The organism is Bacillus sp. 3G2 (assembly GCF_044324725.1).
Lineage (GTDB): Bacteria > Bacillota > Bacilli > Bacillales > Bacillaceae_G > Bacillus_A > Bacillus_A mobilis.
In genome coordinates this window covers 2585731-2604516 of the sequence record NZ_CP172246.1, presented here as the reverse complement: position 1 = coordinate 2604516, position 18786 = coordinate 2585731, and the positions used below count along the sequence as shown (strand labels likewise).

Here is an 18786-nt window from a genome sequence, read left to right as displayed (position 1 = left end):
CATTACACTACGAAGTATAACAAGAAGGGGACAGGAACATGAATAATCGATTTTTAAAACAACTACAAAATATGAAAATGAACAAAAAAAGTCTAGGAGTTGTTGCATTAACAGCCGGAATTATTGGCTCGACACTTATTCCTCAAAATGCATACGCGCACGGTTTTGTTGAAAAGCCTGGCAGCCGATCTGCTTTATGTAGTCCAACTTATGGCGCACTAAATGTAAACTGCGGAAGTGTTATGTATGAACCGCAAAGCTTAGAAGCACCAAAAGGATTCCCGCAAGGTGGCCCAGTTGATGGACAAATCGCTTCTGCAGGCGGAAAATTTGGCGGTATTTTAGATCAGCAAACTGAAAATCGTTGGTTTAAAAATACAATCACAGGCGGAGAAAATAGTTTTACTTGGAAATATACAGCGCCGCACTTAACGAGTAAATGGCATTACTATATTACCAAAAAAGGATGGAACCCAAATAAATCGCTTACAAGAGCAGATTTTGAACCGATTGGAACTGTACAACATGATGGTTCTGCAGCCTCAAATCATTTAACTCACAAAGTTAATGTACCTACTGATAGAAGTGGATACCATGTGATTTTAGCAGTATGGGATGTAGCTGATACAGCAAATGCATTCTATAATGTAATTGATGTTAATCTTATCAATGATGTGAAACCAGATATAGAAGCTCCAAGTAGTCCAAATGGAATTCAGGCACAAAAAGTAACAGCGAATAGTATAGAACTAACATGGAACCCTTCTACGGATAATGTAGGGGTAAAAGGGTATCAAATCTTCCGTAACGGAGAGATGATTGACACAGTACCAGGAACTCATTTTATTGATAAAAAATTAAAACCAAGTACAGAATATTCGTATACTGTAAAAGCAATTGACGCAGCTGGAAATGTTTCGAAAGAAAGTACAGCACTTACAGTGAAAACAACAGTTGAGGCTCCTGATACAGAAGCACCAACACAACCAAAAGGATTACATAGTATGGGAACGACAGTGTCAAGTGTAGACTTAATGTGGAGTCCATCTGACGATAATATTGGTGTAGACCATTACGATATTTATAGAGAAATAGAAGGATCAATGAAAAAGATTGCAACATCCAATACTACTTCTTATATGGATAAAAATTTACTCTCCAATACTACTTATAAATATGTAGTGAAAGCAGTTGATGTAGCTGGAAATGAATCTGTACAGAGTGATATTTTCACAATCACTACTAAAAATGAAAGCGTTTCATATGAAGAGTGGGATGCGAAGAAAGCATACGAAAAGGGAGATAGAGTACTACACGAAGGAAAAGTATATGAAGCAGTCCAGGGTTATCAAGGAAATGGGGATCCAAACTGGATTTATGCCTTATCATTATGGAAAACAGTGTAAGCTTTATCTAGGTATAAACTAAGAGATGTTGGGCTTTGATGCAAAAGGAAATCTTGAGAATTCACTTTTCTATAATTAAAAAGGGTAATATATGAATTCGTAAAATAGTTTCATATACTACCCTTTTTATTATGATAATACTTTCGTCATGAGAACGTGCGGAATACCATCTTCCATAAATACATCAGAAGAAGTTTGATAACCTAATTTTTTATAAAATCCTTCAGCATGTGTTTGACCGTGTAGTTTTACTTTTGTAGCTTCTTTGTCACGAGCAATTTCTTCTAAAGCCTTAATTATTACTTTTCCTAATCCGTATTTACGATAGTCTTTTAATATACAAATACGTTCTAATTTTCCTGCGCCGTCAACAAATCGTATACGACCTGTACCTACAGGAAGCTCGTTATAATAAACTAAAATATGTTTACATTCCTCACCGATTTCATCGAATGTATCGAATTCATCCTCCAGAGGGACATTTTGTTCTTTTACAAATACTTCTTTTCGAATATGAAAGGCAGTTTCTAAATCTGTGAGTTCTGTTATGAGTTTGGAGTGCAATTTGTTCAGCCCTTTCTAATGTGATGTGCGTTTGTTTTCATAGTATATCATAATGCTACGCTATAAAGAGAAAATATAAAAAGCTGACTGTAAGAGTCAGCCTTCATTATAATTGCTTTATTCCATTTTTTGTTCCAATAATCGCCTTACTAGTCATATTAACAAATAACCCTGTTTCAACTACGCCTGTAATCATTTTTAATTGAGTATGTAAGTTGGCAGGATTAGATATGTCATGAGGGAATACACAATCAATAATCAAGTTATTGTTATCGGTAATAAACGTTTCATTATTTTTTAAACGTAACGTTGTTTGACAACCTAAAACTTGAATTTTACTTTCCGTTTGTTTCCATGAAAAAGGTGTAATTTCAACAGGTAATGGGAAAGTACCTAAATGCGTTACAAGTTTTGATTCATCAGCAATGATAATTAGTTCTTTAGAGGAGGAGGCAACGATTTTTTCGCGAAGTAATGCGCCGCCACCACCTTTTATTAATTGTAAATTTGAATCAATTTCATCTGCACCATCGATTGTGAGATCGAGTATACCCATTTCATTTAAGGGGATTAATGGAATAGATAACTGTTTAGCTAATACTTCCGTTTCTTTTGAAGTTGGTACAGCTTGAATTGATAATCCTTCCTTTACACGCTCACCTAATTTTTGTATCAACCAATATACAGTAGAACCTGTACCAAGTCCAACTTTCATCCCATCTTTTACAAAGTTAGCAGCATATTCACCAGCAAGCTGTTTTAAATTCATCATATTATTCTGCTGGACGCGGGCCTGCATCAAGACCTGAATTTTCTACTGTAAGTATAGGGCGAACGACTATATCTTTATGTACGTGCATTTGGCATGATAAACGTAAGTGATCTTCAATTCCTTTTTCCGTAATCGCATTTTTTTCATTAGAATTCGCTTCACAAAACTCACCTGCTATAATTTCTACTCTACAAGTTGTGCAGCGGGCTTTCCCGCCGCAGCGATGGAGAATGTGTACACCGTTATCTTCAATCGCTAATACTAACTTTGTGCCTTCTTTTACATCAAAAGTTCCCGCACCTTCAATTGTTAATTTTGGCAAATTTGTTCCTCCTCACGTAATATTGTACATAACATATTTATGACCGCGAATTATTAAACATAAACATAATTTTTTTATATGCCCCGTAACTTTTTTATTTGTTGAATCGTTAATTAAGTAAGCGCTGAAAAGGAGTGGTTATTTTGTGCACAAAAGTAACTCATATTTTTAAAAATCATATCGATATGAATCATTCAAATATAAATTTTTTAATTGAGCAATACGGAGAATTAAAAAGGTACTGTACATTTTTAACGAAAAACAAATGGGACGGCGAAGACCTTGCCCAAGAAACTGTTTGTAAAGTTCTTCAAAAATATAGTAATAAAGATATTTGTATGACACTTGTATATAAAATAGCTCGCAATCGCTGGATAGATCAGATGAAATCAAAATCAGTTCATGAAAAAATAAAGGGACAAATTACTTTTGAAGAACCACAAGAGAACATTGCAGATTTGCATGAAATGGTAGGAAAAGTATTATCGTCACTCAATGTACAACAATCCGCAATTTTATTATTAAAGGATGTTTTTCAATATAGTATCGCTGATATTGCTAAAGTATGTTCCATATCGGAAGGTGCAGTAAAAGCTTCTTTATTTCGGAGTAGAAATAGGCTGAAAACTGTAAGTGAAGAAGGGATTGAGATAGTCGAATTTACAGATGATATTGAAGTTGTAGTAACGTCTATTCGTGAGGAAAAGCCGGAATTGTTAACAAAGCTTCTTCCGACAATAGATTTTACTAAATTACCATATAAACAGCCAGTCTTATTATTTAATGCAAAAAAACCTTCTTCCTACAGTTGTATGCTTTGCGCGGCATAACAATTATTGGAGGGATTAAAAATGAATGCAATTCCATATGTAGTAGAACAAACGAAATTAGGAGAACGTTCCTATGATATATATTCAAGGTTATTAAAAGACCGCATTATTATTATCGGTTCAGAAATAAATGATCAAGTAGCAAGTAGTGTCGTAGCTCAATTATTATTTTTAGAAGCGGAAGATGCCGAGAAAGATATATTTTTATACATTAACAGCCCAGGCGGCTCAACGACAGCAGGTTTTGCCATATTAGATACGATGAATCTCATTAAACCAGATGTACAAACGCTATGCATGGGATTTGCAGCATCATTTGGTGCATTGTTATTATTATCAGGTGCAAAAGGGAAACGGTTTGCACTCCCTAATAGTGAAATTATGATTCATCAGCCACTAGGTGGAGCGCAAGGGCAAGCAACGGAAATTGAAATCACAGCAAAAAGGATATTGAAGTTAAAGCATGATATTAATAAAATGATTGCAGAAAAAACGGGGCAACCGATTGAAAGAGTAGCACATGATACAGAAAGAGATTATTTTATGACTGCAGAAGAAGCGAAGTCATATGGGATAGTAGATAATGTTGTTACGAAAAAATAAGACGAAAACAGGCTAGAGGATATGTTAATCCTCTAGCCTGTTTTATTAATCTTTTACCCATTCATCAACTAGCGCTTGATTCTTTTTTATCCATTTTCGCGCTGCTTCTTCAGGGTCTTTCGTTTTATTTAACTCGACCATTAATGTACCAAGCTGTTCATCGTTCATTTTCCATTTGTCAAAGTATTTTATGATATCCGGATGATCTTTTTCGAAACCTTTACGAACAGAGTAATAAATGTCATCTTTTTCACCATATACTTTCTTAGGGTCTTTTAAATATTTTAAGTCAAATTCCGAAAAGCCCCAATGCGGATTCCAAAGCGTAACAGCGATTGGTTTCTTTTTCGTATATGCTTTCTTTAGTTCACTCATCATCGCAGCTTCAGAAGATTGGACAAGTTTTAATTTAATATCATATTCCTTCATTGCTTTGTTCGTTAAATTCATAAGACTACTACCGGGTTCGATGCCGACAATTTTGTTATCTAGCTCATCTTTATGTGCATTTAAATCCTCAATATTGTTAATGTTTTTCATATAAGAAGGGACGACGAGGCCAAGTCCAGTACCTTCATACCATTTGGATTTTAAGACAATATCATCTTTATAACGAGCATTTAACGGTTTATCCGTAACGGGTAGCCACACTTCTAAATTAGCATCAACATCACCACGAGCGACACCAGTCCAAATTGCCGCTTTTTCTAAATACATGAGTTCAACCTTGTAGCCCTTTTGTTCTAATAAAACTTTCCACATGTTTGCCGTGGCGATGTTTTCTTTCCAACTTGTTACACCAAGTTTAATTTTTCCTTTCGAATTTGCATTTGTTGCATTACATGAAGAGAAAATCATAGTAATAAATAACGAAAGGCACATAAGCCATATTTTCTTTCTCATTGAAAACCTCCTAAGAAACGTTTGCCTTTTTAAATAAATGTATAAGTAAGCATTCTTATTATGAACGGAAACAAGAATTTTAAAGAAATCTTATGAATGTCATTTTTATGTAATATTTCTTTGTAAAATCGCAACACTATGTGAATAGATGGGTAGAAAAGGAGTAGTGACATGGATAATACAAAGGTGCGTGTTGAAAACGTAACAAAAGTATTTGGGAAACACCCGCAAAGAGCGCTTACCTTATTAAAAGAAGGAAAAAGCAAATCGGAAATTTTGAAAGAGACAGGAATGAACGTTGGTGTGAAAAAGGCAACGTTTGAAGTTTATACGGGAGAAATTTTCGTAATTATGGGGCTGTCTGGTAGCGGGAAATCTACGTTAGTTCGTATGTTAAACCAATTAATTAAGCCAACTGCAGGACATATATACATAGATGGGGAAGATATCGCAACGATGGGAAAAGAAGAGTTGCGAAGAGTGAGAAGAACGAAGATGAGCATGGTTTTTCAAAAGTTTGCTTTATTTCCGCATCGTACAGTGATACAAAATGTTGCGTACGGATTAGAAATTCAAGGCGTTCCAGTAGAGGAACGAGAGCATAAAGCATTAGAATCGCTACAGTTAGTAGGACTTGATCATCATAAAGATAATTATCCAAGTCAACTTAGTGGCGGTATGCAACAGCGCGTTGGAATCGCAAGGGCATTAACAAATAATCCCGATGTATTGTTAATGGATGAGTCATTTAGTGCATTAGATCCACTTATTCGAAAAGAAATGCAAGATGAGCTGTTAGAATTACAAGATAAAATGGAAAAAACAATTATATTTATTACACATGATTTAGACGAAGCGCTTCGAATTGGAGATCGGATTGCATTAATGAAAGATGGGGAGATTGTTCAAATTGGAACGCCAGAAGAAATTATGATGAGCCCTGCCAATGAATTTGTCGAGAAGTTCGTGGCGGACGTGAATTTAGGAAAAGTCATTACGGCGGAATCTATTTTAAAACGACCAGAGACATTATTGATTGATCGTGGACCACGTGTAGCACTTCAAATTATGAGGAACGCTGGTGTATCAACTGTATATGTTGTTAACAAAAAATATGAATTTTTAGGTATATTAACTGCGGACGATGCGAGTAAAGCCGTTCAAAAACAGTGGCCAATTGCGGATTTATTACTTAACGATATCCCGCACGTGTATGTAGATACTTTGCTTGAGGAAACATATGCAAAAATGGCGGAGATGAAATATCCGTTGCCAGTAATTGATGAGAAGAAAAGGCTAAGAGGAATTATTAAACGTGAAAGTGTCATTCAAGCTCTTGCGGGTAATATTGAGGAAGAGGTGAAAGACGATGAGTAGTATACCACGTATTCCATTAGGCGAATGGGTCGATTCATTTGTGGCAAGTTTATATGAGCACTTTGAAGGCTTATTCCGAGGGTTCTCTTATATTATCGGCGGATTCGTTGATTTACTCACTAATTTTTTAACAATAATACCAGCCATATTGATGATTATTATCCTTTGTTTCCTCATTTGGTACACAACGCGAAAAGTATCTTTAGTTATTTTCACACTGATCGGTTTATTATTTATTTTAAATATTAACTACTGGGCACAAACGATGCAAACATTAGCACTCGTACTTACATCTGTTATTATTTCAATCATTGTAGGAATCCCAATCGGAATTTTAGCTTCTCAAAATGAACGCTTCTCAAAATTTTTAAAACCGACATTAGATTTTATGCAAACAATGCCGGCTTTCGTATATCTTATTCCTGCGATTACATTTTTCGGAGTAGGAGTAGTACCTGGGATTATTGCATCCGTAATCTTTGCAATGCCCCCGACAATTCGGTTTACTGACTTAGGAATTAGACAAGTTCCAGAAGATTTAATAGAAGCAGCGAATGCGTTTGGCTCTACCGCATCACAAAAATTATTTAAAGTACAATTACCACTAGCAACTGGGACAATCATGGCTGGTGTGAACCAAAGCATTATGCTTTCTTTATCGATGGTAGTAACAGCATCTCTTGTAGGAGCACCAGGTCTTGGGGTTGATGTATACCGCTCTGTAACACAAGTAAATATCGGAATGGGATTTGAAGCCGGACTAGCTATTGTTGTCATTGCGATTATATTAGACCGTATTACACAAGGTTTTCATCAAAAAAGAAGATAAACAAAAAACACACTTTATTATACAAAGTGTGTTTTTTGTTCGAAAAAATTACATACGAACGATAACAGAACCACCAGCTGGTGCACAAACTTGGTTTTGTTGCTGTTCCATTGATTTAATTAAATGATTATTTTCTTCGATTAATGAGATTAATTTCGCTAATTGGCTTTCAAGACTTGCGATACGCTGCATCATATATTGCGAATCATGATGCAAGGTATTCCTTACGGGATGGGGGAATACACATATTGTTGATTTATATTTGGATTCCAATGAGGATGCATTTGAATCGTTCCTCCTTAAATAAATTACTGGTCTTTCTTATAGTAAATGCCTATATATATTCAATGGTTACTTGAATTTTTTCATTATAAAAGGAGTATGTACAGAAAATGGAAAATATTAAATGTGAAGTTAAAGTACATTTTTTAGAAATATTCAAGTGAAACAGTGAATATTTAATACATTCAAGTAAATGTATGTTATTTAGGGAGAAATGATGAGAGGAGATGCAATTGTGGCTAAAAATAATAAAAGGAATGATGCATTGGCAATCGGTGTCAGTATAGGGGTTGTAATCGGTGTATTTCAAGGATTCTTTACTAATAATTTAGTAATCGGAATTGTGATTGGAATAGTAATAGGAATTGCGTTTTTGAAGAAATAGTAAGTTTTAAATTTATTTCAAAAAATGCCTAATTAAAAGAATGAATTTTCGGAATATAAATCCTGTTTTTCCTTTTTTTATGATATTATTAATAAAAAAGGATGGTGAAGGATATGTCAACAAACAATCAAGTAGAACAAAAATGCTTTATTTGCGAAAAACATAGAGGAAACATTACAGTTCCAGGTGGAGCTATTTACGAAGATGAACTCGTTTACGTGGGACATGTCCACTGGGATAGGGAAGAAACATACCTTGGTTATGTAATGATAGATATAAAAAGACACGTACCTGGCCTTGCCGAACTAACAGATGAAGAAGCAAAAACGTTCGGACTTATAACAAGTAGAGTAAGTAAAGCGCTAAAAGAAAGTGAAGGTGCAGAACATATTTACACTTTTGTTTCAGGGAATGGTGTACCACATATGCATATGCACATCATACCGCGTTATCCAAATACACCTAAAGAGTTTTGGTCACCAACTGAAGTAGCGAAATGGACTGGTGCGCCATATGGTGACGCAAAGAAAATCAAAAAGCTATGCGAAAGAATACGAAAGTATATGGTGAGTGAATATGCATACAACAAATAATAGACAATATTCATGGGTTGGAAATAAGAAGATGTGTTTAGACGAAGTTTCAGTAAAACAATATGGTGATATCGTACTTGGTACATATGGCGGTAATATAAACGCTGGAGCAAAAAAGAATGAAGATGGTGCGTTAGTTTGGTCGAATAGTGATTGGGAATTTACAGCTATTTTAGATGGACATAATAGTGCGGAAAGTGTTGATTTAGTAGTAAATACAATCCAAAAGGAATATGAAAATATAAAAGTAATGATGAATGAATCGATTGATACAGTATTTCGATCTGTTGAAAATCATCTACTTACAATCTTTAAATCCTCTTCATTTAAGGAAAAGTGCCAAAAAATTAAAGGTGAAACAGCTTGCTTATTATGTGTAAGAAAAGAAAATTATATATGGTGGTTGTCTATTGGTGATTGTTTAGTGTATGTATTTCATGAAGAGCTACATAAGTTAGGACAATATGCATTAAATCAACGTCAGTTTTACGAATGGATAGGAAATGTAAACACATTTAATTTACCAGTCCCTTGCTACTCAACAGGCATTCGTGAATTACGTACTGGAAAGAATCGAATTGTCATGGTTACAGATGGGGTATTAGAATGCGGGGAAAGACACTATGAAACACCATTAAATCTGTATAACGATATGAACAGAAATACAATAGACCTTGAAGAAAGTGTTCATCATGTATTAGAGCACGTTCATCATCAATTCGGACGAGATAGTGCGACAATTATTAGTTGGGACGTAGAGAACAAAATGAGTAGTACGTATCCGAGTGATCAGCCGGATAAAATCCAGACGATAAGATAAAGGAGGTGATCTCTCTAATAATGCATGTGAAAGTAATTGTATTAGTTTTATGGATCATATTATTATTTGTTTTAGAAAATATAGTGAGAAAAAGGCTACATATACCGAAACAAAAAGGATGGAATCATAAATATGTAAATAAGCTGCATAAATGGGGAAACAGGACCATTATTTTTTCGTATATAGTGGTTATAATTATATGCTCTTCTCTTTCGAACTCTCTATACATGGGCTTCCTACCCTTTCTGCTTTTAATTACGTTGTATAGTTTCGAATCGTATATGGAATGGAAATATGATAGAGAATCAAGGGAGTTTTTGATGTCCTTAGGCGGAGTTGTATCACTATTGATAACGGGGATAATTCTATATTTCTTTATTTAATACGTATTGATTAAGACACTCTGGGAATATCATAAAATGAGCAATTATAGGGAGAGAAGAAATGAAAAGTCCTCAATTACGTGCTGAAGTAATGATTTTAAATGAAGATCATTCTAAAGTACTTGTACAATGTGATTTAAATGAAACATTTTATCGTTTCCAGGCGGTTCTATTGAATTTGGTGAAACAGCAAAAGAAGCAATAGTAAGAGAATTAATGGAAGAATCCGATTTGAAGATTGATGTTCAAGAATTAGCCGTTGTAAATGAGCATATTTTCGAGTAGAACAACGAAAAAGGACATCATTGCACATTGATACATTGGGGAACTGTTCAAGAGAGAATTACAAATGAAATAAGGCATAAAGAATATGATGATATTATATTAATTTGGAAAAGTCTAGACGAATTAAAGGAGAAATCAACGTATCCTGAAGGAATTGTAAGTTATTTAGAAGAGAATAACCAAAATATAGTCTACTTTATTTCTAAAAATAAATAAAGTAATAGGCGGGGATTACAATGGGTACCTCTACAATCTTGATTATTATTATTGGACTGGGGATAGGTGGTTACTTTTTAGAACAGTTTTTAAGAAGGAAATTAAATATGGAGAAAAGAGGCTTCTTTGGATATAAGCATGTGAATAGTTTACATGTAAAATTAGAAGTAGGACTTATTATTATTTATGTAATAGGTAGTTGTTATTATATGTTTAAATTTGAAAACGCTAAAATGGTTTATGTCATGTTCACTTATTTAGGGATATCATGTACTTTAAGAGCATGGATGGAATGGAAATATGATAGAGAATCAAAAGAATATATACTTTCGATAACGGGAATGGTTGCATTTATATTGATGATCTCAATACTAGTGTATTTCGTTCCACCTGCTGCATAATAAGGTGATTATTGATGGTACAAATAGTGAAATAACTAATAAATAAGAAACCATTTACTATTAAATGGTTTCTTATTTAAATTCATCATTTATTTTGGCTAATATGGATGTAACGAAATTTGTTTTATCTTCTGCATATTGATGTTTATCATTTGGATTAGCTTGTGAAAGTAGAATCTTTAACTGCTCATACTGTATACGAGAAGTTTTGTTGTTTATTAAGTAATCTCTGAATTGCAATTGTTCTATTAAATATGTATTGCCTTGTTCATACATATGAATTTGATGAGTTCGTGGTTCTCCTTTATTAAAATAATATCGTTCAGGCAGTACATCTTTTCTGTATTTATAGTTTAGCAGTTCTAATTTATTAATACATTTTAAACCGTCCTTATAATCATTTAGTTCGATTGCAATATCAATAACTGGCTTTGCACTTAGATGTGGAATAGAGGTACTACCAATATGGTGTATCGCTAAAATATGTTCGCCAATTTGTTCCTCAATGAATTGTTTCTCTTTTATAAACTCAATTTCCCATTCTTCAGTCCACGGAACTAAAAATACTTTCCCATACGGTAAACCTAACATTTGATTAGCACCTCTTTCAAAATGGTTTTCAAAAGTCTATTACATTTTCTTAAAAGTTCTCAAAACAAGGTATTCCCACAATCTCCATGGAAGAATCTTCTTCGCAAAGATCATAAATTTTACACCTTTGCCAATCGGATATCGTAAATTCGCACGCTTAGATTCAGCGATTTCTACGATTTTATTAGCAACATCTATCGGATTACCAAATGTATCACTACCGCTATTAATATGTTTTTGTATTTTATCCATATATTCTTTGTAAGGAGAAGATGTATCAGATTGGTTTGTAGCTAGTTGTTTACCAACTTCCCAAATATTTGTGTTATAAGAACCTGGTTCCACTAAAGCAACATCTATTCCGAACGGTTTTACTTCTAAACGAAGAGATTCACTCCAGCCTTCTAATGCATATTTTGAAGAAACGTAAGGAGATAGACCAGGGAATCCAACTTGACCACTAATGCTACTTATATTAATGATTTTCCCACTTTTTTGTACTCTCATAAATGGTAAAACAAGCTGAGTGATTGAAATAGCGCCAAAAAGGTTCGTATCAAATTGTTTACGGTATTCTTCTACTGGAATTTCTTCTACAAAGCCCCCATTTGCATATCCTGCATTATTAATAAGGAGGTCTACTCTGTTTATTTCTTTTAAAAATAATTGAAAGTTATGTAAAGAGCTTTGATTGGTTACATCTAATTGTTGAATTTTAATGTTTTGCTGCAAGTTGAGTTGAGTAGCTTGGGATATTAAGTTCACTTGTTTTTTTAGGTTCCTCATTGTAGCGATAACTAAATAATCTTTTTTTGCGAGTTCGAGTGTAGTTAATAGCCCAAATCCACTTGAAGCCCCGGTTATAACTGCGATTTTTTTATTCATTTCCCGCCAGCTTTCTTTTTCTTTTATCATAACGAGTTATGATAAGAAAATCTATTATTGTTATATTCTCTTTGAGAGCAATTCCCTTTAATTCTATATTCTATGAGATTTTTAAAAGAGGGAATCATACGGACTTAGCGTATATAGAGAAGTGAGTGTGAATACGTTAATGAAATGAGGGAAGAAAAATGACCCATGTGAAAGATGTATTAGCAGATCAATTATTAGCGAATGCGAATGATCCTAGTTGGTATATGCCATTTTCAGATGCAGTGAAAGATCTATCTGAGAGAGAAGCTTTCTGGAAACCGAATGAAGAGAGTAATAGTATAGCTGAGATTGTACAACATTTATTGTATTGGAACTCAACGTGGCAAACTAGGTATAAAGAATCGAATGTAAATGCCGTACCCGCGATTGGTGATAATAACAAAAGTTTTATGCTTTCAGATAATCAATCATTCGATGAGTTAAGAGAAAAACTACTAGAGAAACTGTTACAATGGCAAAAGCTTATAAATGAAGAGAAGGTTGAAAGCGATGTAGTTGGATTTCCCGTAAATGCGAAGTGGTGGGAAGTGCTTAGTAATGTAACGACTCATAATGCTTATCATATTGGTCAAATTATTTACATCAGAAAATTACAGAAAAGTTTTGATAATGAATAAGATCGTAATTCTCAAATTAGGTGAACAAAAGTGGACAAAACGAGACATAAGTCTCATTTTGTCCACTTTTTTATTTTGAAAGGAAAGAGAAAAGCCATGAAATCAATGATTAGAATTTGGCACAGTACTTGCAATATAAAAGATGAACAAGAAAATAGGAGGGCTGGACATGTTAAAAACAACTGAAAGTAAAGGGAATGAAATTACGAAAGAACAAGCTCGTTGGATGTATGAAAAAATGTTAGAAATTCGTAAGTTTGAAGATAAGGTACATGAATTATTCGCGCAAGGCGTTCTGCCAGGTTTCGTTCATTTATACGCAGGTGAAGAAGCGGTAGCAGTTGGTGTATGTGCCCACTTAACAGATAGTGACAGTATTACAAGTACGCATAGAGGGCATGGACATTGTATCGCAAAAGGCTGTGATTTAAACGGGATGATGGCTGAACTTTTTGGGAAAGCGACAGGGTTGTGTAAAGGTAAAGGCGGTTCCATGCATATTGCCGATTTAAATAAAGGAATGCTTGGTGCGAACGGGATTGTAGGCGGAGGTTTTCCACTTGCTTGTGGCTCAGCATTAACAGCTAAATATAAAGGAACGAAAGATGTAAGTGTTTGTTTCTTCGGTGACGGAGCAAATAATGAAGGGACATTCCATGAAGGGGTTAACTTAGCAGCAATTTGGAAGTTACCAGTTATTTTTATCGCAGAGAATAACGGTTACGGTGAGGCGACAACATTTGAATATGCTTCAAGCTGTAATTCAATTGCAGATCGCGCGAAAGCTTACAATATTCCAGGTGTCCAAGTAGATGGAAAAGATTTACTTGCAGTGTATAAAGCAGCGGAAGAAGCGGTGGAGCGCGCACGTAATGGCGATGGTCCAACAATAATTGAATGTATGACATATCGGAATTACGGTCATTTCGAAGGTGAAGCGCAAACATATAAAACTTCAGAGGAAAAAGAAGAACATTTAAATGAAAAAGATGCGATTGTGAATTTCCGTAAGCATTTAATTCATGAAGCTTTATTAACTGAATCTGAACTTGTGGATATGGAAAAGGCAGTAGATGAAGCAGTACAAAGATCAATTGAATTTAGTGAAAATAGTCCATATCCAGAGGATGAAGAATTATTAAAAGATGTATACGTTTCTTATAAATAAGAGGAGGGTGAAAAATAATGACTAGAACAGTAAGTATGTCAACTGCAATCAATGAAGCGATGAAAATATCAATGCGTCGTGATGAGAACGTAATTTTAATAGGAGAAGATGTTGCAGGCGGTGCACAAGTGGATCACTTACAAGATGATGAAGCATGGGGCGGTGTACTCGGCGTTACGAAAGGGCTTGTACAGGAATTTGGCCGGAATCGTATTTTAGATACTCCAATTTCTGAAGCTGGTTATATGGGAGCAGCAATGGCAGCTGCGGCAACGGGATTACGTCCGATTGCTGAATTAATGTTTAATGATTTCATCGGAAGTTGTCTTGATCAAGTATTAAACCAAGGTGCAAAATTCCGCTATATGTTCGGTGGTAAAGCGAAAGTACCAGTTACAGTACGTACGATGCACGGCGCTGGTTTTAGCGCAGCAGCGCAGCACTCACAAAGTTTATACGCATTATTTACGAGCATTCCAGGTATTAAAGTTGTCGTTCCTTCCACTCCATATGACGCAAAAGGCTTATTATTAGCGGCAATTGAAGATGATGATCCAGTAATCTTCTTTGAAGATAAAACACTCTACAATATGAAAGGTGAAGTGCCGGAAGGGTACTATACAATTCCTTTAGGGAAAGCAGATATTAAACGCGAAGGTTCTGATGTAACAATCGTCGCAATTGGAAAACAAGTTCATACAGCACTTGCAGCTGCTGAGCAATTATCGAAAAAAGGACTTGAAGTAGAAGTAATCGATCCACGTTCTTTATCACCGCTTGATGAAGATACAATTTTAGCATCTGTTGAAAAAACGAATCGCTTAATTGTTATTGACGAAGCAAATCCAAGATGTAGTATTGCAACAGATATTGCGGCAATTGTAGCAGATAAAGGATTCGATTTGTTAGATGCACCTATTAAACGAATTACAGCACCACATACACCAGTTCCGTTCTCACCACCACTTGAAAAGTTATATTTACCAACGCCGGAGAAAGTAATTGAAATTGTATCTGAAATGATCGGAGACCAATCTTTATTACATGTGTAATGAAACGATGAGAAGGGAGAGAGAAACATGGCTGTAGAAGTTGTAATGCCGAAGTTAGGTATGGCGATGAAAGAAGGTATTATTACGAGCTGGAATATTAAAGCGGGTGATCATGTAGCAAAAGGTGAACTAATTGCTAGTATTAACTCGGAAAAAATCGAAACTGAAATAGAGGCACCAGCAGATGGAACTGTTCTTGATATAGCTGTAAGTGAAGATGAGGGAGTTCCACCTGGCACTGTAATTTGCTACATCGGTAAGCAGAATGAAAAAGTAGAAGTTCATGAAAGTACACATGTTGTAGAAGAAAAAATACCTAATTTAGAATCTGAAAATGTACAACATCCAGAACCATATGCGAAAGAAGTAGCAAAGCAAAGAATTAAAATTTCACCTGTAGCGAAGAAAATTGCAAAGTCTGAAAATCTGGATATAAAGGTAATGGTTGGTACAGGTCCTGGCGGAAGAATTACAAAGGTAGATGTATTAAAGGCGCTTGAAGAAAGAGTGCTGATTCCAGAAGTATTTGAACAAGAAGAAAGTAAAGTCATTCCTGTTACTGGTATGCGGAAAGCAATCGCAAACCGTATGCATGCAAGTATACAAAATAGTGCGCAATTAACATTAACGATGAAAGTAGATGTGACAGATTTAGTGGCTTTACATAAAGACATAGCGGAAGCTGTACAAAAACGATACGATAACAAATTAACCATTACGGATTTTGTTTCTCGTGCTGTAGTATTAGCGCTTGGAGAGCACAAAGAAATGAACAGCGCGTATATAGATGACGCAATTCATCAATTTGAACATGTTCATTTAGGCATGGCAGTCGCGTTAGAAAAAGGATTAGTTGTCCCAGCTATTCGCTTTGCTAATAATCTATCTGTAGTAGAGTTATCTAAAGAGATTAAGAATGTGGCACAAAAAGCACGAGCAGGCAGTTTAAGTAGTGATGATATGCAAGGAACAACATTTACAATTAGTAATTTAGGTAGCTTCGGTATTGAATATTTTACGCCGGTATTAAATACACCTGAAACTGGTATTTTAGGTGTAGGTGCAATTGAACATGTTCCTGTATATAAAGGGAAAAAATTAAGAAAAGGCAGTATGTTACCTTTAAGTTTAACATTCGATCATCGTGTATTAGATGGTGCACCAGCAGCTGCATTTTTACGCACAATTAAACGTTATTTAGAAGAACCTGTAACAATTCTTTTATAAAGAGAAGGTGAGAGAATGAGTAAATTAGTTGTTATTGGGGGCGGTCCTGCTGGCTATGTAGCAGCAATTACCGCCGCTCAAAACGGAAAAGACGTCACTCTTATTGATGAAGCTGACCTTGGCGGGACTTGTTTAAATGTTGGTTGTATGCCTACAAAATCATTGCTAGAAAGTGCAGAAGTGCATGACATTGTGAGAAAAGCGAACTATTATGGAATTGCTCTTAATGAAGGAAGTATTTCAGTAGATTGGAAGCAAATACAGGTGCGGAAATCACAAATCGTAACGCAACTCGTGCAAGGAATTCAATATTTAATGAAGAAAAATAAAATACAAGTTATACAAGGTAAAGCGAGATTTGAAACAGATCATCGAGTGAGAGTTACACATGGTGATAAAGAAACTGTAGTAGTTGGAGAACAATTCATTATAGCCGCAGGTTCAGAATCAACTGAATTACCTTTTGCTCCATTTGATGGGAAGTGGATTTTAAATAGTAGCCATGCAATGTCCCTAGAAAAAATACCAAAATCATTATTAATCGTTGGCGGTGGTGTAATAGGTTGTGAGTTTGCAAGTATTTATAGTCGTCTTGGAACAAAAGTTACGATTGTTGAAATGGCACCGCAATTATTACCTGGTGAAGATGGAGATATCGCACAAATATTAAAAGCGAAACTAGAAAATGATGGCGTAGAAATATTTACTGGAGCAGCTTTAAAAGGATTAAACAATTATAAGAAACAAGCTTCATTTGAATATGAAGGAAATATCCAAGAAGCCAATCCGGAATATGTACTTGTTTCTGTCGGCCGAAAACCACGTGTACAAAACTTAGATTTAGAAAAAGCAGGCATTCAATTTTCAAATAAAGGGATTGCTGTGAATGAACATATGCAAACAAATGTATCACATATTTACGCAGCAGGTGATGTGATTGGTGGAATCCAGCTTGCTCACGTTGCTTTCCATGAAGGAACGACAGCAGCATTACATGCGAGTGGAGAAGATGTGAAAGTAAACTATCATGCTGTACCTCGATGTATATACACATCCCCAGAAATCGCAAGTGTCGGTTTAAATGAAAAAGATACAAGAGAGCAGTACGGTGACATACAAATTGGAGAATTTCCTTTTACAGCAAACGGAAAAGCGCTTATTATTGGTGAACAAACGGGGAAAGTAAAAGTTATTGTGGAACCTAAATATCAAGAAATTATAGGGATTTCAATTATCGGTCCTCGTGCAACCGAACTGATCGGACAAGGAACTGTAATGATTCATACAGAAGTTACCGCTGATATAATGAGAGATTATATTGCAGCGCATCCAACTTTATCTGAAGCGATTCATGAAGCATTATTGCAAGCGATAGGACATGCTGTACATGCTTAAATGAAAATATAATAAACCACTATTCTCTAAATGAATAAGAGAATAGTGGTTTGGATTTTCACAGAAAAAATTGAATATCCTATTATTTTTTTACGTCAATCGCTGAAGTAATATCGTTCCAATCAGCAGCTAAATTAGCAGTTTTACCGTACCAATCAGCATGTTTAAATACAACACCTTTTCCATATCCTTGTGTAGAAGTATGCTCCCAAAGTGTCGTTGAATAACTTGCTGAAGGCGATGCTGTACTTACAGAAGAAATTCTATCATTCCAGCTAGAAGGTAGGTTTTTAAAACCGCTGCTCCAGTAAATATATTGGCCACCTTTATCTTTATGTTCATAAAAATCAGTACTACCAGCACCGCTACCTAAAGGATTAATTTTATTTTTAAGTGCTTTTTTATCCTTTTCAATATAAGCATCTAATGTTTCACGGCTAGTAAAACCATAAGCTAGCCAATCTCCATTTTCATTTTGCTCTGGTAATACCATTGTAATTTGGATGTTTTTCTTATCCTGATCACTTAATTTTGCAAATGAATTAACATTCTGTTCATCCACTTTTAAATAGTCAAATGACTTAATTGTGTTACTTTTTTCTTCAGCACTTACTGCACCTAATCCTCCAGTTAATGCAAATCCCGCTACTAATGTCCCTGCTACTAATTTCTTCAACATATAACCATCCCTTTTTGTTTAGATTTTTGTACAGGTGAATCTTTGTACTAGTAAAATGTATTCCAATCGAGAACTATTGTAAATATTCTGAAGTTTTAGAAATAAAAGGCGGAATATTTACATTTTTGCATTTTTTCTTTAGAAAAAATA

At 35.0% G+C, this 18786-nt stretch carries 22 protein-coding genes and 2 pseudogenes; 16 read left to right on the top strand and 8 right to left on the bottom strand.

What is annotated here, in order from left to right:
• Nucleotides 1–38: 38 nt before the first annotated feature.
• The gene (locus ACHZK0_RS13315; protein WP_270344212.1) at nucleotides 39–1406 is read left to right on the top strand and encodes a lytic polysaccharide monooxygenase; all 1368 of its coding nucleotides are present in this window, start codon (nucleotides 39–41) and stop codon (nucleotides 1404–1406) included.
• Nucleotides 1407–1535: 129 nt separating this feature from the next.
• On the opposite strand, the gene ACHZK0_RS13310 is transcribed toward ACHZK0_RS13315, so the two are convergent.
• The 3 genes from ACHZK0_RS13310 to ACHZK0_RS13300 form a co-directional block, all read right to left on the bottom strand.
• Nucleotides 1536–1970 (bottom strand): GNAT family N-acetyltransferase, encoded by a 435-nt coding sequence (locus ACHZK0_RS13310; RefSeq protein WP_098585388.1) that lies wholly within the window; start codon nucleotides 1968–1970, stop codon nucleotides 1536–1538.
• 106 nt (nucleotides 1971–2076) lie between these two features.
• Nucleotides 2077–2739 carry a ribose 5-phosphate isomerase A gene (gene rpiA / locus ACHZK0_RS13305; protein ID WP_395761714.1) on the bottom strand — a complete coding sequence of 221 codons (663 nt, stop codon included), beginning with the start codon at nucleotides 2737–2739 and terminating at the stop codon, nucleotides 2077–2079.
• A 4-nt stretch (nucleotides 2740–2743) separates the two neighbouring features.
• Complete coding sequence (locus ACHZK0_RS13300; protein ID WP_063263086.1) at nucleotides 2744–3064, bottom strand: 2Fe-2S iron-sulfur cluster-binding protein; 321 nt, start codon at nucleotides 3062–3064, stop codon at nucleotides 2744–2746.
• A 143-nt stretch (nucleotides 3065–3207) separates the two neighbouring features.
• Between ACHZK0_RS13300 and ACHZK0_RS13295 the strand changes: the two genes are divergently transcribed.
• Nucleotides 3208–3894 carry an RNA polymerase subunit sigma-70 gene (locus ACHZK0_RS13295; RefSeq protein ID WP_262742539.1) on the top strand — a complete coding sequence of 229 codons (687 nt, stop codon included), beginning with the start codon at nucleotides 3208–3210 and terminating at the stop codon, nucleotides 3892–3894.
• A 21-nt stretch (nucleotides 3895–3915) separates the two neighbouring features.
• Nucleotides 3916–4497, top strand: a complete 582-nt coding sequence (gene clpP, locus ACHZK0_RS13290; RefSeq protein ID WP_262742538.1) for an ATP-dependent Clp endopeptidase proteolytic subunit ClpP — start codon at nucleotides 3916–3918, stop codon at nucleotides 4495–4497.
• Between the two features lie 45 nt (nucleotides 4498–4542).
• On the opposite strand, the gene ACHZK0_RS13285 is transcribed toward clpP, so the two are convergent.
• The gene (locus ACHZK0_RS13285) at nucleotides 4543–5400 is read right to left on the bottom strand and encodes a glycine betaine ABC transporter substrate-binding protein (RefSeq protein ID WP_262742537.1); all 858 of its coding nucleotides are present in this window, start codon (nucleotides 5398–5400) and stop codon (nucleotides 4543–4545) included.
• A 171-nt stretch (nucleotides 5401–5571) separates the two neighbouring features.
• On the opposite strand from ACHZK0_RS13285, the gene ACHZK0_RS13280 reads away from it, so the two are divergent.
• Together ACHZK0_RS13280 and ACHZK0_RS13275 are read left to right on the top strand one after the other, a co-directional pair.
• Nucleotides 5572–6777 carry a quaternary amine ABC transporter ATP-binding protein gene (locus tag ACHZK0_RS13280; protein ID WP_073515293.1) on the top strand — a complete coding sequence of 402 codons (1206 nt, stop codon included), beginning with the start codon at nucleotides 5572–5574 and terminating at the stop codon, nucleotides 6775–6777.
• Entirely contained in the window at nucleotides 6770–7606 is an 837-nt protein-coding gene (locus ACHZK0_RS13275; protein WP_073515292.1) for an ABC transporter permease, read from the top strand. Before ACHZK0_RS13280 ends, ACHZK0_RS13275 begins: the two co-directional genes overlap by 8 nt.
• Nucleotides 7607–7654: 48 nt before the next feature.
• On the opposite strand, the pseudogene ACHZK0_RS13270 reads toward ACHZK0_RS13275, so the two are convergent.
• Nucleotides 7655–7890, bottom strand: a pseudogene (locus ACHZK0_RS13270) (hypothetical protein).
• Between the two features lie 215 nt (nucleotides 7891–8105).
• On the opposite strand from ACHZK0_RS13270, the gene ACHZK0_RS13265 reads away from it, so the two are divergent.
• The 6 genes and pseudogenes from ACHZK0_RS13265 (at nucleotide 8106) to ACHZK0_RS13240 (ending at nucleotide 10971) form a co-directional block, all read left to right on the top strand.
• A complete protein-coding gene (locus tag ACHZK0_RS13265; RefSeq protein ID WP_270344207.1) occupies nucleotides 8106–8273 on the top strand; it encodes a septum formation initiator in 168 nt (55 codons plus the stop codon).
• A gap of 113 nt (nucleotides 8274–8386) precedes the next feature.
• Entirely contained in the window at nucleotides 8387–8866 is a 480-nt protein-coding gene (locus ACHZK0_RS13260) for an HIT family protein (protein ID WP_395761683.1), read from the top strand.
• Complete coding sequence (locus ACHZK0_RS13255) at nucleotides 8850–9686, top strand: PP2C family serine/threonine-protein phosphatase (protein ID WP_395761682.1); 837 nt, start codon at nucleotides 8850–8852, stop codon at nucleotides 9684–9686. The genes ACHZK0_RS13260 and ACHZK0_RS13255 overlap by 17 nt, the downstream gene beginning before the upstream one ends.
• A 20-nt stretch (nucleotides 9687–9706) precedes the next feature.
• The gene (locus ACHZK0_RS13250) at nucleotides 9707–10069 is read left to right on the top strand and encodes a DUF4181 domain-containing protein (RefSeq protein ID WP_395761681.1); all 363 of its coding nucleotides are present in this window, start codon (nucleotides 9707–9709) and stop codon (nucleotides 10067–10069) included.
• Between the two features lie 61 nt (nucleotides 10070–10130).
• Nucleotides 10131–10570, top strand: a pseudogene (locus ACHZK0_RS13245) (NUDIX domain-containing protein).
• A 20-nt stretch (nucleotides 10571–10590) separates the two neighbouring features.
• On the top strand, nucleotides 10591–10971 hold the full coding sequence (locus ACHZK0_RS13240) for a DUF4181 domain-containing protein (RefSeq protein WP_395761680.1): 381 nt from the start codon (nucleotides 10591–10593) through the stop codon (nucleotides 10969–10971).
• A 72-nt stretch (nucleotides 10972–11043) separates the two neighbouring features.
• On the opposite strand, the gene ACHZK0_RS13235 is transcribed toward ACHZK0_RS13240, so the two are convergent.
• Both ACHZK0_RS13235 and ACHZK0_RS13230 read right to left on the bottom strand, forming a co-directional pair.
• Nucleotides 11044–11562 carry a GrpB family protein gene (locus ACHZK0_RS13235; RefSeq protein WP_270344295.1) on the bottom strand — a complete coding sequence of 173 codons (519 nt, stop codon included), beginning with the start codon at nucleotides 11560–11562 and terminating at the stop codon, nucleotides 11044–11046.
• A 39-nt stretch (nucleotides 11563–11601) separates the two neighbouring features.
• Entirely contained in the window at nucleotides 11602–12447 is an 846-nt protein-coding gene (locus ACHZK0_RS13230; protein ID WP_270344294.1) for an oxidoreductase, read from the bottom strand.
• A gap of 188 nt (nucleotides 12448–12635) precedes the next feature.
• On the opposite strand from ACHZK0_RS13230, the gene ACHZK0_RS13225 reads away from it, so the two are divergent.
• From ACHZK0_RS13225 to lpdA, 5 genes are all read left to right on the top strand, one after another.
• Nucleotides 12636–13115 carry a DinB family protein gene (locus tag ACHZK0_RS13225; protein ID WP_270344293.1) on the top strand — a complete coding sequence of 160 codons (480 nt, stop codon included), beginning with the start codon at nucleotides 12636–12638 and terminating at the stop codon, nucleotides 13113–13115.
• A 169-nt stretch (nucleotides 13116–13284) separates the two neighbouring features.
• Entirely contained in the window at nucleotides 13285–14283 is a 999-nt protein-coding gene (gene acoA, locus ACHZK0_RS13220) for an acetoin:2,6-dichlorophenolindophenol oxidoreductase subunit alpha (RefSeq protein WP_270344292.1), read from the top strand.
• Between the two features lie 17 nt (nucleotides 14284–14300).
• Entirely contained in the window at nucleotides 14301–15335 is a 1035-nt protein-coding gene (acoB, locus tag ACHZK0_RS13215) for an acetoin:2,6-dichlorophenolindophenol oxidoreductase subunit beta (RefSeq protein WP_098597357.1), read from the top strand.
• Nucleotides 15336–15362: 27 nt separating this feature from the next.
• Nucleotides 15363–16562: a dihydrolipoamide acetyltransferase family protein gene (locus ACHZK0_RS13210; RefSeq protein WP_395761679.1), complete on the top strand. Its 1200-nt coding sequence runs from the start codon at nucleotides 15363–15365 to the stop codon at nucleotides 16560–16562.
• Nucleotides 16563–16577: 15 nt separating this feature from the next.
• Nucleotides 16578–17957: a dihydrolipoyl dehydrogenase gene (gene lpdA, locus ACHZK0_RS13205; RefSeq protein ID WP_395761678.1), complete on the top strand. Its 1380-nt coding sequence runs from the start codon at nucleotides 16578–16580 to the stop codon at nucleotides 17955–17957.
• 82 nt (nucleotides 17958–18039) lie between these two features.
• On the opposite strand, the gene ACHZK0_RS13200 is transcribed toward lpdA, so the two are convergent.
• A complete protein-coding gene (locus ACHZK0_RS13200) occupies nucleotides 18040–18636 on the bottom strand; it encodes a hypothetical protein (RefSeq protein ID WP_061679771.1) in 597 nt (198 codons plus the stop codon).
• Nucleotides 18637–18786 lie beyond the last annotated feature (150 nt).